Genomic DNA, 16,968 nt, shown 5'->3' with positions numbered 1-16,968 from the left:
GCCCTGGATTGTTGAGACGCCACCGGTTGCCCGAGGCTGCGCCATTCACGGCGGCCGCCGGCTTCCAATGCCGTTCAGTGTGCCCTGACAACGGTGAGGAAGGCGGGGTTGTCAAGGGCTTGGTCGATGGCCGCCTGCATGCTGTCGTTGGTCAGTTTGCTCAGTTCCTCAACCGAACCGAAGACACCGGTTATGAATGGGTTTCCCGCGCCCTCGCGGTCGTCTTGCACGACCTTGCTGTAGACCGGCTGGCCCGTGCTCTTATCCAAAACCGCGACACGGAACCGCGCGTGCGCCTCCTTGCGGACCAACTGACTGCAATCGAGCTTCTCGACCGTGATGTCCAGGCCGTAGCTTCCGCCATTGGTCGAGGCGAGAAGACCGCGCGCGTTGAGAGCGTCCTCGAAAGCCTTGTGCACCACGTCCTTGACCGGGCCTGACGCTTCGATGGTCTTCAAGGCGTTGCCATAACCGCCGCGGATCGCACCCAGATGCTTGCCGGTGTATTTGCGCGCGTCCGTGACGGTGAGCACCTCGACGTTCGGCTTCGCCAACGGTGGTCTCTGCACGGCGGCAGGACTGTAGGTCATCGGGACCTGATGCGTCGAGCATGCGCCCAGCAGACTTGCCGCCATCAGCGCACACAGCGCGGCCATTCGCATTCCAATTTCCCCTTCGGTTGTTGAGGCGGTCTCCTCATGCGCATTCATGAACGGAAAAACCACCGTGGCGAGCATATCCATGGATGCGGGGAAGGGGAACTGAAAATGGCAGTCAGGCCATTGACTGCAACCATTCAAACAGGAAGTATGCCGTCCTCGCGTCACATCGACAAAGGACAGGCCTGTGCGCAACATTCTGGCCGCCGCCGCCATTCTCTTTCTCGCCGCCTGCCAGACCCGGCCGATCACGACGACCCAGGAGCACGCTGTGCCCCCTGGGGCACAAGCCCTGCCGCTCAACGCCATCGAACTCGCCATCGTCGAGGCCGGCGCCCGGCGCGGCTGGCGTTTCCAGCACCTTGCGGATGGACAGGTCCGTGCCACCTACACCAAATGGCCGTGGGTGGCCGAGGCCGATGTGCTGTTCTCGAACCGGAGCTACCGCATCCAATACGTCAGCGCAAAGAACATGGAGCGCAGCAACGACGGGGTGGAGCGGGCCTACAACCGCTGGGTCGGCAACCTCGAACGCGACATTGCGGCCAAGCTGGACCAGATCGCAGATCGCCGCTGAGTTCGGTCGCTTGACGTTGCGCCAGCAACAGGGGTAGGAGGTCGCTTCTCCGACCGGCAAGTCTCATGGAGACGGCATGAGCATCCGGGCCTGCGCCATCATCCCCAGCCACAACCACCACACGGCGCTCGGCGGCATCGTCGCGGCGCTGCGGGGGCATGGGCTGGAGGTCATCCTGATCGATGACGGCAGCGGTGAACCGGCCCGCACCGCCATCGCGGCACGGCACGCCCCTGCCGATGGGGTCGAGGTGCTGCGGCTGGAGGTGAACCGGGGCAAGGGCGGCGCCGTCATGGCCGGACTCCGGCGCGCTCATGAGCGCGGTTTCACCCACGCGGTGCAGGTGGACGCCGACGGGCAGCACGACCTTGCTGCCGTTGCCGACCTCCTGTCCACCGCGGCGGCGCATCCCGATGCGCTGGTCAGCGGCCGGCCGGTCTATGACCACTCCGTCCCCCGCTCGCGGCTGATCGCGCGCTGGGCCACCCATGTGTGGATTTGGGTGGAGACGCTGTCGCTGCGGGTGAAGGACAGCATGTGCGGCTTCCGCGTCTACCCTCTGGCCCCCACCATGGCGGTGCTGGACAGCGAACGGCTCGGCACCCGCATGGACTTCGACCCGGAAATCGTCGTTCGCCTGTTCTGGCGTGGCGTTCCGCTGATACACATCCCCGTGCGGGTCGTCTATCCCGAGGGAAACACCTCCAACTTCAACCTCCTGCGGGACAACCTGCTGCTGACGCGCATGCACACGTGCCTCGTGCTGACCATGCTGCTGCGCCTGCCTTCAGTGCTGCGCAACCGTCCGCCAAGAATGGGAGCCGACGCGCACTGGTCGACCGTGGGGGAGCGGGGCGCCTGGTGGGGCATGAGGCTGGTGACGCTGGTCTACCGGCTGCTCGGCCGGCCGGGCTGCATCGCGCTCCTGTGGCCGGTGGTCAGCTATTTCTATGCGACCAACGCCGCGGGGCGGCGGCATTCGCTGGATTTCCTGGCGCAAGCCAACGCGGCGAAAGGCCTGCCCGCCCCTTCCTGGTGGGACGGGTTGCGTCACCATATGAGCTTCGCCGTCAAGGCGCTCGACACCTTCATCGCCTGGGCCGCTCCAGAGCGCACCGGTCCCATCGCCGTCGACGGCGCGGAGCCGCTGAGCCGCCTCGCCGCGGAGGGGCGGGGCGCGCTGCTGATCGTTTCGCACCTGGGCAACGCCGAGTTGTCGCGGGCCCGCCTGGGGACCCGGTTCGAGAAGGACATCAACGTGCTGCTGCACACGCGGCACGCCGTCCGCTACAACCGGATGATCCGCTCCGTCCGTCCCGACGCCGCGGACCACACCATACAGGTCACCGACATCGGCCCGCAGACCGCCATCGATCTCAAGGAGAGGGTGGAGCGTGGCGAGTGGATCGCCATCGCCGGGGACCGCACACCGGTGGAGTTCAACGGCCGGGTCAGCCGGGTTCCGTTCCTCGGCCGGGACGCCGCCTTCTCGCAGGGGCCTTACGTGTTGGCGGCGTTGATGGGCTGCCCGGTCTATCTCCTGTTCTGCCTGCGCGAGGGGCAGGGCCACCGCGTCACCTTCGAGCCCTTCGCCGAGCGCATCGAATTGCCGCGGCGCGGGAAGGACGACGCGCTCGCCGCGCTTGCCGCACGCTATGCCGCAAGGCTGGAATACCATTGCTTGCGCGACCCACTGCAATGGTACAACTTCTTCGACTTCTGGGCCGACCCGAAGGCCGGACAGCGGTGAGACCACTCTACGGAATTTTACAGCCTGAGATGGCATCGCGTGGGGCGAGGCGTTTAGAATGTTGGGCTCTCGTCCTGCATTGCCCGGCTTTCCTTCCATGACGCATCGTCCCTCGTCCGGCCAGTCCTCGGCGTGGCCGATGCCGACGTTCGGCGGTTGGCCGGCCGGGGAGCACGAGCATCATGCGGTGGTGGTCGGCGCCGGGATCGGCGGGCTGTCGGCGGCGGCGACCCTGGCGGCGCGCGGGCTGAAGGTGCTGGTGGTTGAGGCGCACGACCGGCCGGGGGGCTACTGCTCGTCCTGGCTGCGCAAGGTCCGCGGCCGGGACGGTTCGGTGGGGCGTTACGTCTTCGACGCCGGGGTGCAGGATTTCAGCGGACTGGGCCCGCGCGGCCCGCTGCGGCGGCTGCTGGACGGCCTAGGCGTCGCGCAGCGCATGGATTGGCGCCGGGTCCGCCACCGCTATGTGCAGGACGGCCTGCGCCTGGATGTGCCGGACCAGCCGGCGGATCTGGTGAGGCGCCTCCAGGCGCTGTTCCCGCCTGAGGCTCCGGGGATCGCCGCCTTCTTCGCGGAGATGGAGCGCGTCTACACCGATCTCTACGCCGATGTGGACGACACCGGCGGCGTGCCGATGCCGCCCGCCACGCTGGAGGAGATGCGGTCCTGGACCGCCCGCCGGCCCGACGCCTGGCGTTGGATGCACCGCCCCTACACGGAGATGCTGGACACCCATCTGCGCGACCCGCGGCTGAAGGCCCTGCTGACCACCATCAGCGAGTACGTCACCGACCGCCCCGAGCTGCTCCCCGTGCGCGAGATGGCCCCGCTGTTCGGCTATTATCTGGAAGGCGGCTGGTACCCGGCCGGCGGCTCTCAGCGGCTGGCGGAGCTGCTGTGCGCGGTGGTGCGGGAGCGGGGCGGCGCTGTCCTTCTGCGCACCCGCGCCGAACGCATCCTGACCGAGGGCGGTCGCGCCGCCGGCATCGCCACCGCCGACGGAACGGTGCACCGGGCGCCGCTGGTGCTGGCCAATTCCGACGTGGTCGGCACGTTGACGCGGCTGGTGGACCCGGCGCTGCTGCCCAGGCGCTACGCCCAGCGTGTGAAGGGTCTGAAGCGCGGCCCCACGGCGGTGCTGGTCAGCCTCGCCGTGGAGGGCGTTCCGGACCTGCCGGCCCGCGTGTTCGTCGGGGCGGACGGCCTGCATTTCGGAATCGGCAACCCGAGCGCGGTGGATCCGTCCCTGGCCCCGGAGGGCCACGCCGCCGTCACCATGCTCTGCCTGCGGCCCGAACCGGAGGCCGCGGAGTGGTTCGCCGCCGACAAGGCCGCCAACCGCCGGCGCAAGGAAGCCTTCGCCGACCGTCTGGTCACCGCGGCGGAGGGCGTGCTTCCCGGGCTGCGGGGGCGCATCCTCTACCGCCAGACGGCCAGCCCGACGACCTTCACCCGCTACGCGCTCGCCGACAACGGCGCCATCTACGGCGCCGCCCGCGGCCAATGGTGCCCGCCGAACAAGACGCCGTTGCCGGGGCTGATGCTGGTCGGCGCCGGTTGCCAAAGCGGTCCCGGCGTCGAGGCGGTGGTGATCTCCGGCATGAGCGCGGCGAACCTGGCGACGGGGATCCCGGCGGAGGCCAAGGCGGCGGAGTAGGCGCCCGTCTACCCGCGCCGGAACACCAGCGACGTGTTGATGCCGCCGAAGGCGAAGTTGTTGGACATCAGGAACTCGGTGTCGATCCGCCGGCCCTCGCCCATGATGTAATCCAGCTCGGCGCAGCGTTCGTCCACATTGTCCAGGTTGGCGGTGGGGGCGAACCAGCCCTCGCGCATCATCTCGATGCCCAGCCACGCCTCCAGGGCGCCGCAGGCGCCCAGCGAATGGCCGAAATAGCTCTTCAGCGAATGGATGGGCGCGCGCGGGCCGAAGACGGCGTGGGTCGCGGCGGTCTCGGCGATGTCGCCCCACTCGGTGGCCGTGCCGTGGCCGTTGACGAAGCCGATGGCGTCCGCCGACACCCCGGCGTCCTCCAGGGCCATGCGCAGGGCGATCTCCATGGTCCCGGCCTGCGGCTGGGTGACGTGGTTGCCGTCGGAGTTGCAGGCGAAGCCGACGATCTCCGCATGGATGTTGGCGCCGCGGGCAAGAGCGCGCCCGCGTTCCTCCAGGACCAGGGTGGTGGCGCCTTCACCGATCACCAACCCGTCGCGGTCGCGGTCGTAGGGGCGGGGGCTGGTGTGCGGGCGGTCGTTGCGGGTGGAGGTGGCGAACAGCGTGTCGAAGACCGCCGATTCGGTCACGTCCAGTTCCTCGGCGCCGCCGGCGATCATGGCGTCGGCCTTGCCCCACTTGATCGCCTCGTAGGCGTAGCCGATGGCCTGGCTGCCGGAGGTGCAGGCGCTGCTGGTCGGGATGATGCGGCCGGTCACGCCGTAGAACAACCCGATGTTCACCGCCGCCGTGTGGCTCATCATCTGGATGTAGCTGGTGGCGTTGAGGGTCTTCGACGCGCCCTGGGTCATCAGCTCGGCGAAGGCGATCACCGGGGCGGGGCTGCCGAACGACGATCCGTAGGCGATGCCCACCCGCCCGCCGCGGACGAACGGGTCGTTCAGCAGCGCCGCGTCGTTCAGCGCCTTCTCGGTGGCGTAGACCGCCATCCGGGAGACCGGCCCCATGGTCCGCGTCTTCTTGCGCGGATAGCGGTCGTCCACCGAGAAGCCGGTCACCGGGGCGGCGAGGCGCGTGTTGATCCCGTGGAAACGGTCCCACTCCGCCATGGTGCGGACGGCGGTTTCGCCCTTCGCCATGCGGGCGCGGATGGTCGGCCAGTCCTCGCCCAGCGCGCTCACCCCGCCCATGCCCGTGACAACAACCCTGCGCATCACACCATACCCCCGTTCACCGCGATCACCTGCCGCGTCACGTACGCCGCCCCGTCGGAGCAGAGGAAGGACACCACCGACGCCACCTCCTCCGGCCGTCCGGCCCGGCGCATGGGGACCAGCTTCAGGGCTTCCTCCATGGGCAGCCCGTCGGTCATCTGCGTCTCGATGATGCCGGGCGCCACGCAGTTCACCGTGATGTTCCGCTTCGCCAACTCGATCGCCAGCGCCTTGGTGGCGCCGATGATGCCGGCCTTGGCGGCGCTGTAGTTGACCTGCCCGCGGTTGCCGATCAGCCCCGACACCGACGACAGCGTGACGATCCGCCCACCCTTGCGGGCCGAGACCATCGGCATCACCAGCGGCTTCAGCACGTTGTAGAAGCCGTCGAGGTTGGTGTTGAGGACCGAATCCCAATCGTCGTCCGCCATGGCCGGGAAGGCGGCGTCGCGGGCGATGCCGGCGTTCAGGACGGCGCCCCAATAGGGGCCGTGCGCCTCCATGTCGGTCTCCAGCGCGGCGCGGGTCGCCTCGCGGTCAGCGATGTCGAAGCCGAGCAGCCGGCCCTCGCCGCCGGCTGCGCGAACGTCGGCCAGCGTCGCCTCGCCGCCGGCCGCGTCGCGGCCGTAATGCACCACCACCGCGAAACCGTCGGCGGCCAGCCGTTCCGCGACCGCGCGGCCGATGCCCTTGCTGGCGCCGGTGACCAGGATCGTCTTCTTCATCGTTTGACCTGAACTCCCTGACTGGCGAGCAGCGCGGCCGTGTCCTCGGGCTGGTAGACGGTGAGCTGGGCCTTCGCCAGCTCCTCCCCGCTGCCCGCGCGCGTCACCACACAATCGAAAGACCCGATGTTCTCGTCCCGGAAGACCGGCGCCACCGACACCTCCAGCCGCTCGCCGACGGCGAACCAGGGGACGAAGGAGCGGAAATCGCGCGTGCCCAGCAGCAGCCCGAGGCGGACGTCGCCGCCGGCTTCCCTGGCCTCGGCCCCGACCTGGGCGCCGCAGGTCTGCGCCATCCACTCCACGGCGACATGGGCCGGGGCGCCCCGCCCCGTCACCACGAAGGGCGCCCCCTCCCGCACGGTCAGCGCCGACACGAAGCGGCCGTCCACCCGTCCGACCGCCTCGTCCAGCAGGATCATTGGCCGTGCGTGCGGCAGCAGATCCTCGATGGGCCACGGATACGCGCTCATCGCCATTCCCCCCGGCCCAGCACCAGGGCCACGTTGCTGCCGCCGAACGCGAAGGAGTTGCTGAGCATCGCCGCCGGCCCGGCGGGAAGCCCGCCGGAGAAGGTGGCGCCGGGGCCGATCAGGTTCAGCGGCGGGATCTCCGGGTCGGGCGCACCGTCCCACAGATGCGGGGGCAGCAGGCCGTCCGGGTTGTGGGCCGGATGCAGCGTCAGCCAGAGGAAGGCCGCTTCGCACGCCCCGGCGGCGCCCAGCGTGTGGCCGGTCATCGCCTTGGTGGAACTGCACGGGGTCGCTCCGCCGAACAGCGCGTGCACCGCCTTGCCCTCCATGGAATCGTTCAGCGCCGTCGCGGTGCCGTGCAGGTTGACGTAGGCGATGTCCGCCGGCGTCAGCCCCGCGTCGTCCAGCGCCGCCCGCATGGCGGCGAGGGCGCCGTGGCCCTCCGGGTCGGGGGCGCTGACATGGTGCGCGTCGGAGCTTTCGCCCACGCCCAGCAGCCGCACCGGGGCGTCCTCCGCGGTCAGCAGGAAGACCGCCGCCGCCTCGCCGATGTTGATGCCGTCGCGATTGGCGCTGAAGGGATTGCAGGGGCCCGCCGACACCGCCTCCAGCGCGCTGAAGCCGCCGAGCGTGGTGCCGCACAGCGTGTCGGCGCCGCCGACGACAGCGGCGTCGCACAGCCCGGCGCGGATCAGCCGCCGGGCGGACGCGAACGCCTTGCCGCTGGAGGAGCAGGCCGTCGCCACCGTGTAGGCCGGCCCCGGCAGGTCGAGCGCGCGCGCCGCGAACTCTCCCGGCCCGCCGGTGGCGAGCTGGTCGTAATGGAACGGACCCGTCCACGCGCCGTCGCGGCGCATCGCCGCGAAGCCGGCCTCCGCCTCGGCCATGCCGGAGGTGCTGGTGCCGACGATCACGGCGATCCGGTGCCGGCCGTGGCGCGCGGCCGCCGCTTCGACGGCGTCGCGGATCTGCTCCAGGGCCAGCAGCAGCAGGCGGTTGTTGCGGCAGTCGTAGCTTTCCAGCCCCGCCGGCACCGGCGGCAGCGGCGTGTCCACCGAACCGACATGCACCGCGCGGCCGGGCACGAAGCCGGAGCGCGGACGCAGACCGTCGCGGGTTCCCTCAAACAAGGCATCGGCGACCGCGCCCGCCCCGGTTCCGATGGGGGTGGCGAGGCCCAGGGCGGCAAGTCCGAGCGGACGGCTCATCGCGCCGCCGCCGTGGACGCCGGCGTGGATGCCGCCATGGACTGCACCTCGATCTCGTAGCCCCAGGCGAGGTTGGCGTAGCGCAGCGTGCCGGTCCACGGCGCGCCGTCGGCCCAGCTGCGTTCGGCGCGCAGCACCTCCTCGCCGCCGATGCGCACGCTGCGCCGGTGCGCGTCGGCGCTCAGCGTGCCGCCCGCGGGGGCGAGCGCCTGCCGCACGACCGCCTCGGGCCAGTACAGCACGACGATGTCGGCCAGCATGCTGCCCGGCCGCAGGGCCGGGGGCAGCCAGGGTGCGGTTTCCACCTCCAACCCGGCATCGTTCCAGGTGACGGTCATGGCGCGGCGGCCCAGGCTGTCCACCCCGACCAGCAGGAAGCGCTCCGGCGTGACGCTGACCCGGCCCTCGAAAACGAAGGTCTGGCCGTCGCGGCTGGCGGTGATGAGCTGCGCCGCCTCGACGCTCTGGCCGAGATCGGACGGGCGCGGCAGGGCCAGCGGCTCGCCGGGGGCGAGCAGCGGCGTGCTTGGGTCCGCCGGGGCGCTGCCGGGCACGGAGGCGCACGCTCCGAGCAGGAACAGGAGCGCGACCCACCCCTTATGCATGGTCATGACGTGAGGCGATTTCCCAGAAGCGAATCTGACGTAGAGCATACACCAATCAGAGTAGTCGCGCATTGTTTGTGGCTTCATTGTGGCGTGTGCCACGCGCGGCCAGCGGTGCGAAAAGAAAGGCAATCGAGTTTCCGACCAGCATGGTCACGCCGAAGCTGTGCACCGCGGGAACGGCGCTGAAGGCCAGAAGCCCGAAGGACAGCAGGGTCGTCAGCGTCGCCAGCCACACCGCCAGCATGGTCACCGGCTGCTGCTCCACGCCGCTCTCCGCGCAGAAGACGGCGTAGTCCACGCCGATGGAGAGGATCAGCACCAGCGCCATGGCATGGAAGAAGGTGAAATCCTGGCCCATCAGCCCCACCGCCGCCGGCGCGAGGATGAGCGCCGCCCCGGGTGGCAGCAGCGCCCACAGCCCCCCGCGCCAGCCGTAGCGCCACATCAGCACGGGCAGCATCAGCAGCCCCGCCAGCCCGGTCAGCAGCAGCGCCCGGTGCCGGTACTTGGCGAGCAGCGCCGAGAAGTCCGCCGTCGGATCGACCAGCCGGACGCCGGCCGTGCCGGCCACCGCGGCGCGCACGGCGTCCGGGTCGCTCAGCCCCTGCAAGGCCACCACATGCAGTCCCGGCCCGAGCACGAGTTCGCGCAGGAACGGCACGCTGTCCGCCGCCAGCGCACTTTCCAGGGTCAGCACCCCGCCCGGCGCCTTGCTGTTCGGCCCCTTATCATTCGGATCGGCCGGCGGCAGGCCGAGGCTGGCGCGCTGCGCCGCCAGCAGCGGACCGTCGAGCGCCGTGGCGACCAGCGCGCGGTTTTCCCGCTGCGTCCGGGCGGACGGCACGAAGGCGGCCGGCATCTGGTAGCCGGCGATGCTTCCCTTCGCCTTCAGCCCGGCCAGCGTGGCGGCGAGGTCCTCCTGCCGCCGCAGCGCCGCCTCGTCGTCCGCAGCCTGCACCAGCAGGAACTGCGCGGCGGTTGTGGCGCCGATCAGCCGTTGGATCTCGTCCTGCTCGTGCCTCAGCTCCGCCGAGACCGCCTGCAACCGCCGGACGTCGTCGTCCGCCGACAGCCGCGCCAGCCCGACCGCTCCGGCCGCCACGCAGCCCAGCACAAGAACGAGGCGCGCGCCACGCCAGCGCCGCTCCTCCCAGAAATCCCACAGGCCCGCCGCGGCGCGCAGCATTCCGGCGCCGTGCGTCAGCCGCCCCGCCCGGTCGAGCGACGGCAACCACAGCACCACGGTCAGGAAGGCGCCCACGAGCCCAATGATCGAGAAGGCGGCGATCTGCCGGAGCCCCGGAAAGGGCGCCAGCATCAGGGCGGCGTAGCCGATCAGGGTGGTGACCAGCCCCAGCGCGATGCCCGGCAGCACGTGGCGCAGTCGGTCTTGCGGGCTTCCCGACAAGGGGTCGAACAGGCTGGCGCTGTAATGCAGGCTGTAGTCGACGGCAACGCCGATCAGGCTGGACCCGAACAGCAGCGCCGCCACATGCAACTCGCCGAACAGCAGCAGGCTGCCGCTCAACCCGACCGTCATCCCGACGCCCAGGGCCAGCAGATTGTGCAGCAGCGGCCCCGGCCGGCGGAACGCCAGCCCGACCAGCAGCACGGTGCCGACCAACGACAGCGTGCCGAGCGTGGACGCCTCGGCGATCGCGGTCTTGGAGCCGGCATGCGCGAAGAACACGGCGCCCAGCCGTTTCACCGTGACGCCCGGCATGTCCCGAACGGCGGCGTCGAAGGCACCGACCAGCCGGTCCTGCAAGTCCAGCTCGAACGGCTCGCCGGCGAGCACGGCGCTGACCAGCACCCAGGTCGTGCCGTACTCGGTGACGCTGAGCATGCCCTCGTCGGGGGTGAGGCGCGACAGCGGGAAGGGCAGGTTGGTGAGGAAGGAGGGCAGCAGCAGGAACGGGTCGGTGCGCAGCAGCCCGGCATCCACGAGCCCGGCGAAACCGAACGCCTGGGACAGCGCGCGGGTGGCGACCTCCTCCCCCTTGCCGGCCGTCAGGAGCGCCCGGTCGCCATCGCTGAGCAGGCTTTGGCGATGGGGAAAGTAGAGAGCCCCCAGCCGTTTCAGCCGGTCGACGTCGATGCCCTCGCCGATCCGCTCCACCTGTCCCGTGGCCAGAAGGGCGTCGCCAAGCGTCGTCGCCGCCTCGCGGGCGGTTTCGCGGTCGGCGTGGCCGACCAGCGCCAGCACCCGGCGACCCAGCGCCTTGGTCACCGCGTCGTTGGCGCGCTGCAGGACAGGGTCCTGCTCCTCGCGCGGCAGCAGGGCCAGCAGATCGGTGCGGAAGCCCAGCCCGTCGTGAAGGCGCAGCGCGAGATAGCCGCTGGCCAGCAGGACGAGCGCGAGCCAGAGCAGCGCGCCCAGACGTCTCACGGGCGCGCCGCCGAGGCCAGCAGCGCCGCCTCGTCCGCCGTCGGCGGCTCCGCCTTCAAAAACTGGTCGCGGAAGGTCAGGCGGTCGCGGTCGCCGTCGGGCTTGACGATGTCCACCGCGTCCACGAAGCGCCCGCCGCGCACGTCGATGGCGCGGATCGGCATGGTCGGGTCGTCGGCCCGGCGCGGCGTCAGGTGGAGGGTCCAGGCGTCGGCGCCGCCCCCGCGCTCCACCGCGAACATGTCCTCCAGCGCCTTCCAGTCGCCGGTCAGCGCGCCGCCCAGCATGGTGTAGAGCTTCGACATGAAGGGCAGGCGCGCGGCGGGCAGGCGCATGGTCTCGTTGCCCTTCACCTCCTGCACGAGGCCGGCGGGGCTCATGACGGTGGTGACGGCGAAGGGGGTTTCGGTGCGCCAGATCAGCCCGCGGCCGGGCGCCAGGGCGAAGCGGCCCTCGCTCTTCAGCGGCGCCTGGAAGCCCTTGAGGAAACGCTCCTGCACGAAGGCGCCGCGCAGCATCTGCCCCTCGCTCAATGTTTCGGCGGCCCGCGTCTCGGCAACAAGCGCCGGCAGGGCGGCCAGCAGCGCCAGGATGAGAACGACGATGCGCGTCACAGCAGAGCCCTCACCTTGTCCGTGAACACCGCGGGGCATTCGAAGCACAACTCCGCCCCGTCCTCCTTCACCGCGAGCTGCACGGTGCGCGCCTTGGTCAGCAATTCGCCGCTCGGCTCGTCGTGGATGCGGTAGTCGATGCGGATGCGGTTCTCATACTCGACCAGCGTGGCCGTGATCCGGATCGACTGGCCGAAGCGGATCGGCCGCACGTACTTCACGTGGAGGTCGACGATGGGGAACACGTATCCCGACGACGCCATCTCCGGGTAATTGTAACCGATGCGGTCGAGCAGCGCGCAGCGCGCCTGCTCCAGATACCGGGCGTAGTTGCCATGCCAGACCACCTGCATGGGGTCCAGGTCGTAGAACTGCGCGCGGGTGCTCACCTCTGCCGAAATCATGGGGCGATCCTCTCCATGCCGACGGAGCCGGAGGACAGCGTCTCGTCCCCGCAGCGGTACTCGAAGGTCAGGCGCCGCCGTGCCGGGGCGTGGCGCAACGCCAGCGTCACCAGCGTGTCCGGAACGGTGACGCGCCGAAACTTCACCTGGAGCGACTGCGCCGCCTCGATCCCGAGGCCGAGATGCGCGTTGGCGAACATCACCGCCCAATCGATCTGTGCCACGCCCGGCACGATCGGCATGCCGGGGAAATGACCATCGAGCTGCGCAAGGTCGCCGGGAATGAAGAGGTCCAGTTCCACCCCGTCGGCAAGCGGCCGGACGGCGCGAACGTCGGGGGCGGTTGGCCGATGTGTGGCGATCTCAGACAGGGCGGTCTCCTGGAACAGGGCGGCGATGTCGGCCTGCCGACGCTTGCCCAGCGTGCCATCCGGCAAACGGCTCACGAAACGCCAGCGGCGCGGCAGGCCGGCGGGCTCCTGAACGGCGGACAATTCCCGCCGCAGCAGGCGGCCGAAGCGGAAGGCGCCGAGGTCCGCCAGGCGCGCCGCGCCCTCGGCGCTCGGCACCACGACGGCGCAGAGCTGCTCCAGCATCAGAGCGGCGGCGTCGGCCACCAGGGGGGAGCGGCGCAGCTGCGCCTCCACCTCGGGCAGGCTGACGCGCTTGCCCTCCACCTTGGCGATCCGGTCGGCGCGGCCAAGGACGCGGAAGCCGCCGTCCTCGGCCATCTCCACGAGGTCCGAGCTGACATGCTCCCGACCCTCGACGTGCGTCGCCCCGACCCGCAGGCGACCGTCCGGAGTGCGTCCGGCGACGACGCCGGGCAGCGGGCGCCAGGACGGATCTTCGGCGTCGCGGCGGCGGTGGGCGATGGCTCCGGTTTCGGTGCTGCCGAAGATCTCGGTGACCGGCGTGCCGAAGACGGCCGCCGCCTCACGCGCGGCCGGCTCCGGAAGCGGGGCTCCGGCCGACAGCACCAGCGCCGGGCGCCGCGACGGCGGCAGCGGCGCGATGCCCGCCAGCCGCGTCAGGTGCGCCGGGCTGGTGACCAGCACGGACCCCGCGTCGAGCGCGGCCAGCGCCGTCTCCCACAGCTCGTGCATGGCGCTGGCGAAGGGGCGGCCGGTGACCAGCGGCCACAGCAGGCGGAAGTTCAGACCGTAGACGTGCTGGTGGGGAACCGTGGCGTGCACGCGAGCGGTTGGCCCGGCGAGCCGTCCGAGCACGGCCTCGGTCGCCAGCGCTTCGGCCTCCAGCATGCCGAGGGTGCGAACCACCCGCTTCGGCTCGCCGGTCGAGCCGGAGGTGAAGAAGGTCAAGGGCGTCTCGGGGGCGAGCGGAGACAACGTCATGCTCTCGCCACCGGGGCGCAGGTCGTCGCCGACGGGCACGGCTCCGTCTGCGGTCAGGGCGGCCAGCGTTCCCGGCTGGGCGTTGGGCGGTATCGTGACCTCGGCGCCGGCGTGCAGCAGCGCCAGCAACCCGACCGCCCCCCAGTAGCCGTCCGGCGCGACCAGAAGCCCGCGCCGGCATCCCTTCAGCCGTGCCGCGTTGCCGGCCACGTCGGCGCGGAAGCGGGCGAAGGTGACGCCGTCGGCAACCGGCGCGTCGTCCGGCCGCCCCACGGCGAGCAGACGGGACAGCGGGATGGCGGTCATGCCCCGGCGTGCCTCCGGCGCAGGGAGCGGCGGACCAGGACCTCGCCGCCGAACAGCGCTCCCATGACGATGTAGGCGATCAGCCCGGTCCACAGCGCCCACGCCTCGTCGCTGCCCCACAGGGCCAGCGCGCCGGCGACGGCGGCGTTCACCACCAGCCAGACGGTCCACACCATGGTGACGGTGCGGCAATAGGCCTGACCCGCCGGTGGCAGATCGGGCTCCTGGAGGCGGGCGAACCGCTCGACGAGGCTGGGCGGCTGCCGCAGCGAGGCGCCGAACACCGCTGCGGTGCCGAGGCTGAGGGCGACCGGATAGGCCTTGGCCGCCAGCGCGCCATCGAGCGCGGCGAGCAGGCCGACCAGGGCCGCCGCCGCCGCCAGCGGCAGGCGCCAGACCCGTGCCTCAGGCGCGGAGCAGGCGGCAATGCGCGCGCCGATCAGCGCCAGGGCCACCGCCACGAAAGCCAGCGGCGGCACCAAAGCCCGACCGCCATAGACCAGCGCGGGATAGAGGGCCCCGGCGACGACCAGGGCCGCGACGCCGAAGGGGACCGGCCTATTCCTGGAGGAGGGCATGCACGCGGTCGAGAACATCGCCGACCGTGCGGACGCTCTTGAACTCCTCGGGCTTGAACTTGCGGCCGGTCAGTTCCTGCAGCTTCACCACGAGGTCGACCGCGTCGATGCTGTCGAGGTCGAGGTCCTCGAAGAGCCGCGCCTCGCGGGAAATCTTCTCGGGCGGCACCTCGAACATGTCTTCGAGATAGCTCTGCAGACGTGCGTAAATCTCATCCGGCGTCAGCATGGCCCTTACTCCGCACGCTGGGATTGAATAAAGCGGGCGAGGGAGCGCACGTTGGCGAAGTGCTGCTTCACGTCGTCGGTCACGGACTCGATCTTGATGCCGTAAGCTTTGCGCAGCGCGACACCCAATTCCAATGCGTCGATGGAATCGAGGCCCAACCCGTCATTGAAGAGCGGTTCCTCGCTGTCAATCTCTCCCGGGTCGATGTCTTCCAGCTTGAGCGCGTCTACAATCAAGGTCTTCAACTCACGTTCAAGCTTTTCCATCGGCCAACCGTTCCGCAAAATAATCCTCGAGGCTGCGCACCAACTTCCTGGCCGCCAGCGAGCGGTACTGATAGCCGAGCAACCCTGTAACGTCCAGACGATCCCCTACCATGACGCGAAAAATCGGTCGGCGCGGCGGGGTCATCCACCATTTTTCGCCCTTTATGAGCGTGGGCGGATCGCAGGTTATCGTGACGGGTTGCACCTCGGCTTCCAGCAGGGTCGCCAGATTGGCGAAACCGCGGCGGAAGCGGACCGGCTCGCCGGGGACGGTGCGCGTGCCTTCGGGGAAGATGATGATTCCGTCTCCGGCCTCCAGCGCGGCGCGGCAGGCGTCGAGCAGCGCCTCGGGGTCGAGGTCGTTGCGGATGTAGCCGGCGCCGCGCACCATGCCGCCCAGCCAGCGGCTCTCCCACAGCTCCTTCTTCACGATGCACTGGGCGCGCGGCATCAGCGCCATCAGAAGCACCACGTCGAGCAACGAGGGATGGTTCGCCACCACCAGCTTGCCGCGCCCGTCGCGCAGCCGCTCGGCGCCCTCGACCTCCAGGTCGATGACGCGCAGCACAAGCAGCATCCGGATGTAGAAGCGGAAAATGAGATGGACGAGATGTTGGCAGCGCTGGCGCCGCACCGCGCCCGCCGGGCTGGTCAGCGCCACCAGCGGAAAAACGGTGGGCGCCAGGATCGCGCCGCCGCCGAACAGGAAGGCGAAGGCGAAGCCGGTGGCCGCGCGCCGCCACAGACGGTCCAGACACCTAGCCGGCACGGCGCCACACCCAGTCGAGCCGCGCCCCGTGCGAGGTCGCCTGCGGTGCCCCGGACAGCAGGAAGCGCAGGAAATCCAAGGCCGTGGACTCCGCAGGCGGCTCGCCGGTCGCGGGCGCACACCGCAGTGCGAGTCCTTCGCCCTCTGCATCCGCGGGGCCGAGCACCAGGGCGACCGCCAGCGGCAGGGCTTCGTCGGCGGCGGTGCGGAACGGCGCGTACTCGTCAGGCATCGGCGCGTCGGCGTAGAGCAGCAGCACCGGCTCCGACGGGGTTTCGGCCAGGCTGGCGGCGGCCTCCAGGAGTCCGAAGCCGAAGCTGTCCGGACCGGCGGCCAGCGCCGTGTGGCCGCGCCGATTGCCGGTGTGGATGGACAACAACCCGGCCAGACCGTGATGAACGGACAGGCTGAACTCGGCGGGCGACGGCAGTTCGCCCTGCCGCAGCGAATCGATGATGCCGACGGTCCGCGCCAGTTCCCCGTGGCCGGAGGCGAGGACGTAGCGCGCCGTGTGCGCCGCGTCGCCGCAGGCCAGCGCGGCGGCGATCAGCTTCTGCGCGATGGGCGAAGTGCGACGGCGCAGCATCATGGGGAGCGCTGGCGGCGGGGCATCGTCCGGCATGGCGGGCGCACCCGCCCAGGCCCGCCACGCGGCCCGAGTGCTGCGGTCCGGTGCCCAGGCACACCAGCCGCGGATGGCGACACGCAGGGTTTCAGTCATGGTGCGGGCCGGACTCAGTGTTTGGCTTGGCGCAGGCGCCGTTCGATCTCGTCTTCCAACGCGCGCACCAGCTTGTTGTAAGCGTGATGAACGGTTTCACCACGCTCCCGCAGGTTGGTCGTGGACACATGATCGATGGTGTAACTTTCCTGCGAATACCGGATTTCGACGACCGCCTCGTGGTCCTTCCATGCCTTCGTCGCCAGGATCTCACCGGGCGCCTTCCACTCCGCGGACCAGCCGCGGTCGGTCGCCGCCTCCATGATCGTCCGCTGGAGCGCCGCGGCGGGCAGGTCGCGCGATGCCGCCGGGATGGGGTGGTCGGTTGCCCTGTAGATGGGTTGCCGACGGCTGCAGCCGCCAAGCACGGCGACCGTCGCCAGAATTAGGAAAAGCGCGCGGATGCCGGTCGTCAAAGTCATGTCCTGCCGTTTCCGGACGCCATGGG

At 70.4% G+C, this 16,968-nt stretch carries 19 protein-coding genes; 3 read left to right on the top strand and 16 right to left on the bottom strand.

Annotated elements, in window-relative coordinates:
• Positions 1–74: 74 nt before the first annotated feature.
• Positions 75–737, bottom strand: coding sequence for a YajG family lipoprotein (locus tag DS837_RS27825; RefSeq protein ID WP_170296008.1), 663 nt, complete (start codon positions 735–737; stop codon positions 75–77).
• A gap of 109 nt (positions 738–846) precedes the next feature.
• On the opposite strand from DS837_RS27825, the gene DS837_RS27820 reads away from it, so the two are divergent.
• The 3 genes from DS837_RS27820 (at position 847) to DS837_RS27810 (ending at position 4,643) form a co-directional block, all read left to right on the top strand.
• Positions 847–1,236 carry a hypothetical protein gene (locus tag DS837_RS27820; protein ID WP_170296007.1) on the top strand — a complete coding sequence of 130 codons (390 nt, stop codon included), beginning with the start codon at positions 847–849 and terminating at the stop codon, positions 1,234–1,236.
• Positions 1,237–1,312: 76 nt separating this feature from the next.
• On the top strand, positions 1,313–2,986 hold the full coding sequence (locus DS837_RS27815) for a glycosyltransferase family 2 protein (protein WP_149167693.1): 1,674 nt from the start codon (positions 1,313–1,315) through the stop codon (positions 2,984–2,986).
• Positions 2,987–3,083: 97 nt separating this feature from the next.
• Positions 3,084–4,643: a phytoene desaturase family protein gene (locus DS837_RS27810; RefSeq protein ID WP_170296006.1), complete on the top strand. Its 1,560-nt coding sequence runs from the start codon at positions 3,084–3,086 to the stop codon at positions 4,641–4,643.
• A gap of 8 nt (positions 4,644–4,651) precedes the next feature.
• On the opposite strand, the gene DS837_RS27805 is transcribed toward DS837_RS27810, so the two are convergent.
• The 15 genes from DS837_RS27805 to DS837_RS27735 are packed head-to-tail and all read right to left on the bottom strand — an operon-like array spanning position 4,652 to position 16,936.
• Positions 4,652–5,875 carry a beta-ketoacyl-ACP synthase gene (locus tag DS837_RS27805; protein ID WP_149167691.1) on the bottom strand — a complete coding sequence of 408 codons (1,224 nt, stop codon included), beginning with the start codon at positions 5,873–5,875 and terminating at the stop codon, positions 4,652–4,654.
• Positions 5,875–6,600: a 3-ketoacyl-ACP reductase FabG2 gene (locus DS837_RS27800; RefSeq protein ID WP_149167690.1), complete on the bottom strand. Its 726-nt coding sequence runs from the start codon at positions 6,598–6,600 to the stop codon at positions 5,875–5,877. Before DS837_RS27800 ends, DS837_RS27805 begins: the two co-directional genes overlap by 1 nt.
• Entirely contained in the window at positions 6,597–7,073 is a 477-nt protein-coding gene (locus DS837_RS27795; RefSeq protein ID WP_149167689.1) for a hotdog family protein, read from the bottom strand. Before DS837_RS27795 ends, DS837_RS27800 begins: the two co-directional genes overlap by 4 nt.
• Entirely contained in the window at positions 7,070–8,281 is a 1,212-nt protein-coding gene (locus DS837_RS27790; RefSeq protein WP_149167688.1) for a beta-ketoacyl-[acyl-carrier-protein] synthase family protein, read from the bottom strand. The genes DS837_RS27795 and DS837_RS27790 overlap by 4 nt, the downstream gene beginning before the upstream one ends.
• On the bottom strand, positions 8,278–8,892 hold the full coding sequence (locus tag DS837_RS27785) for a DUF3261 domain-containing protein (RefSeq protein WP_170296005.1): 615 nt from the start codon (positions 8,890–8,892) through the stop codon (positions 8,278–8,280). Before DS837_RS27785 ends, DS837_RS27790 begins: the two co-directional genes overlap by 4 nt.
• Positions 8,893–8,941: 49 nt before the next feature.
• Complete coding sequence (locus DS837_RS27780) at positions 8,942–11,278, bottom strand: MMPL family transporter (RefSeq protein ID WP_149167686.1); 2,337 nt, start codon at positions 11,276–11,278, stop codon at positions 8,942–8,944.
• Positions 11,275–11,892: a LolA family protein gene (locus tag DS837_RS27775; protein ID WP_149167685.1), complete on the bottom strand. Its 618-nt coding sequence runs from the start codon at positions 11,890–11,892 to the stop codon at positions 11,275–11,277. Before DS837_RS27775 ends, DS837_RS27780 begins: the two co-directional genes overlap by 4 nt.
• The gene (locus DS837_RS27770) at positions 11,889–12,296 is read right to left on the bottom strand and encodes an acyl-CoA thioesterase (RefSeq protein WP_038529199.1); all 408 of its coding nucleotides are present in this window, start codon (positions 12,294–12,296) and stop codon (positions 11,889–11,891) included. The genes DS837_RS27775 and DS837_RS27770 overlap by 4 nt, the downstream gene beginning before the upstream one ends.
• A complete protein-coding gene (locus DS837_RS27765) occupies positions 12,293–13,957 on the bottom strand; it encodes an ApeI family dehydratase (protein WP_149167684.1) in 1,665 nt (554 codons plus the stop codon). The genes DS837_RS27770 and DS837_RS27765 overlap by 4 nt, the downstream gene beginning before the upstream one ends.
• On the bottom strand, positions 13,954–14,535 hold the full coding sequence (locus tag DS837_RS27760) for a COG4648 family protein (RefSeq protein ID WP_149167683.1): 582 nt from the start codon (positions 14,533–14,535) through the stop codon (positions 13,954–13,956). Before DS837_RS27760 ends, DS837_RS27765 begins: the two co-directional genes overlap by 4 nt.
• Positions 14,516–14,764, bottom strand: a complete 249-nt coding sequence (locus DS837_RS27755; protein ID WP_104675341.1) for an acyl carrier protein — start codon at positions 14,762–14,764, stop codon at positions 14,516–14,518. The genes DS837_RS27760 and DS837_RS27755 overlap by 20 nt, the downstream gene beginning before the upstream one ends.
• Positions 14,765–14,769: 5 nt before the next feature.
• The gene (locus DS837_RS27750) at positions 14,770–15,030 is read right to left on the bottom strand and encodes a phosphopantetheine-binding protein (protein WP_149167682.1); all 261 of its coding nucleotides are present in this window, start codon (positions 15,028–15,030) and stop codon (positions 14,770–14,772) included.
• Positions 15,017–15,799 carry a lysophospholipid acyltransferase family protein gene (locus tag DS837_RS27745; RefSeq protein ID WP_149167681.1) on the bottom strand — a complete coding sequence of 261 codons (783 nt, stop codon included), beginning with the start codon at positions 15,797–15,799 and terminating at the stop codon, positions 15,017–15,019. Before DS837_RS27745 ends, DS837_RS27750 begins: the two co-directional genes overlap by 14 nt.
• A complete protein-coding gene (locus DS837_RS27740) occupies positions 15,789–16,520 on the bottom strand; it encodes a beta-ketoacyl synthase chain length factor (RefSeq protein WP_149167680.1) in 732 nt (243 codons plus the stop codon). Before DS837_RS27740 ends, DS837_RS27745 begins: the two co-directional genes overlap by 11 nt.
• A 14-nt stretch (positions 16,521–16,534) precedes the next feature.
• Complete coding sequence (locus DS837_RS27735) at positions 16,535–16,936, bottom strand: hypothetical protein (protein ID WP_149167679.1); 402 nt, start codon at positions 16,934–16,936, stop codon at positions 16,535–16,537.
• Positions 16,937–16,968: the final 32 nt, after the last annotated feature.

The organism is Azospirillum brasilense, assembly GCF_008365405.1.
GTDB classification, from domain to species: Bacteria; Pseudomonadota; Alphaproteobacteria; order Azospirillales; family Azospirillaceae; genus Azospirillum; species Azospirillum brasilense_D.
The sequence above is the reverse complement of the archived record's forward strand: the minus strand, read 5'-3'. Positions and strand labels throughout refer to the sequence as shown.

What these genes read in the sequence shown, in the direction of transcription:
- DS837_RS27800 (WP_149167690.1), bottom strand. Translation starts at nt 6,600, where the DNA reads ATGAAGAAGACGATCCTGGTCACCGGCGCCAGCAAGGGCATCGGCCGC.
- DS837_RS27795 (WP_149167689.1), bottom strand. Translation starts at nt 7,073, where the DNA reads ATGAGCGCGTATCCGTGGCCCATCGAGGATCTGCTGCCGCACGCACGG.
- DS837_RS27765 (WP_149167684.1), bottom strand. Translation starts at nt 13,957, where the DNA reads ATGACCGCCATCCCGCTGTCCCGTCTGCTCGCCGTGGGGCGGCCGGAC.
- DS837_RS27790 (WP_149167688.1), bottom strand. Translation starts at nt 8,281, where the DNA reads ATGAGCCGTCCGCTCGGACTTGCCGCCCTGGGCCTCGCCACCCCCATC.
- DS837_RS27785 (WP_170296005.1), bottom strand. Translation starts at nt 8,892, where the DNA reads ATGACCATGCATAAGGGGTGGGTCGCGCTCCTGTTCCTGCTCGGAGCG.
- DS837_RS27750 (WP_149167682.1), bottom strand. Translation starts at nt 15,030, where the DNA reads ATGGAAAAGCTTGAACGTGAGTTGAAGACCTTGATTGTAGACGCGCTC.
- DS837_RS27815 (WP_149167693.1), top strand. Translation starts at nt 1,313, where the DNA reads ATGAGCATCCGGGCCTGCGCCATCATCCCCAGCCACAACCACCACACG.
- DS837_RS27805 (WP_149167691.1), bottom strand. Translation starts at nt 5,875, where the DNA reads ATGCGCAGGGTTGTTGTCACGGGCATGGGCGGGGTGAGCGCGCTGGGC.
- DS837_RS27755 (WP_104675341.1), bottom strand. Translation starts at nt 14,764, where the DNA reads ATGCTGACGCCGGATGAGATTTACGCACGTCTGCAGAGCTATCTCGAA.
- DS837_RS27760 (WP_149167683.1), bottom strand. Translation starts at nt 14,535, where the DNA reads ATGCCCTCCTCCAGGAATAGGCCGGTCCCCTTCGGCGTCGCGGCCCTG.
- DS837_RS27770 (WP_038529199.1), bottom strand. Translation starts at nt 12,296, where the DNA reads ATGATTTCGGCAGAGGTGAGCACCCGCGCGCAGTTCTACGACCTGGAC.
- DS837_RS27825 (WP_170296008.1), bottom strand. Translation starts at nt 737, where the DNA reads ATGCTCGCCACGGTGGTTTTTCCGTTCATGAATGCGCATGAGGAGACC.
- DS837_RS27810 (WP_170296006.1), top strand. Translation starts at nt 3,084, where the DNA reads ATGACGCATCGTCCCTCGTCCGGCCAGTCCTCGGCGTGGCCGATGCCG.
- DS837_RS27740 (WP_149167680.1), bottom strand. Translation starts at nt 16,520, where the DNA reads ATGACTGAAACCCTGCGTGTCGCCATCCGCGGCTGGTGTGCCTGGGCA.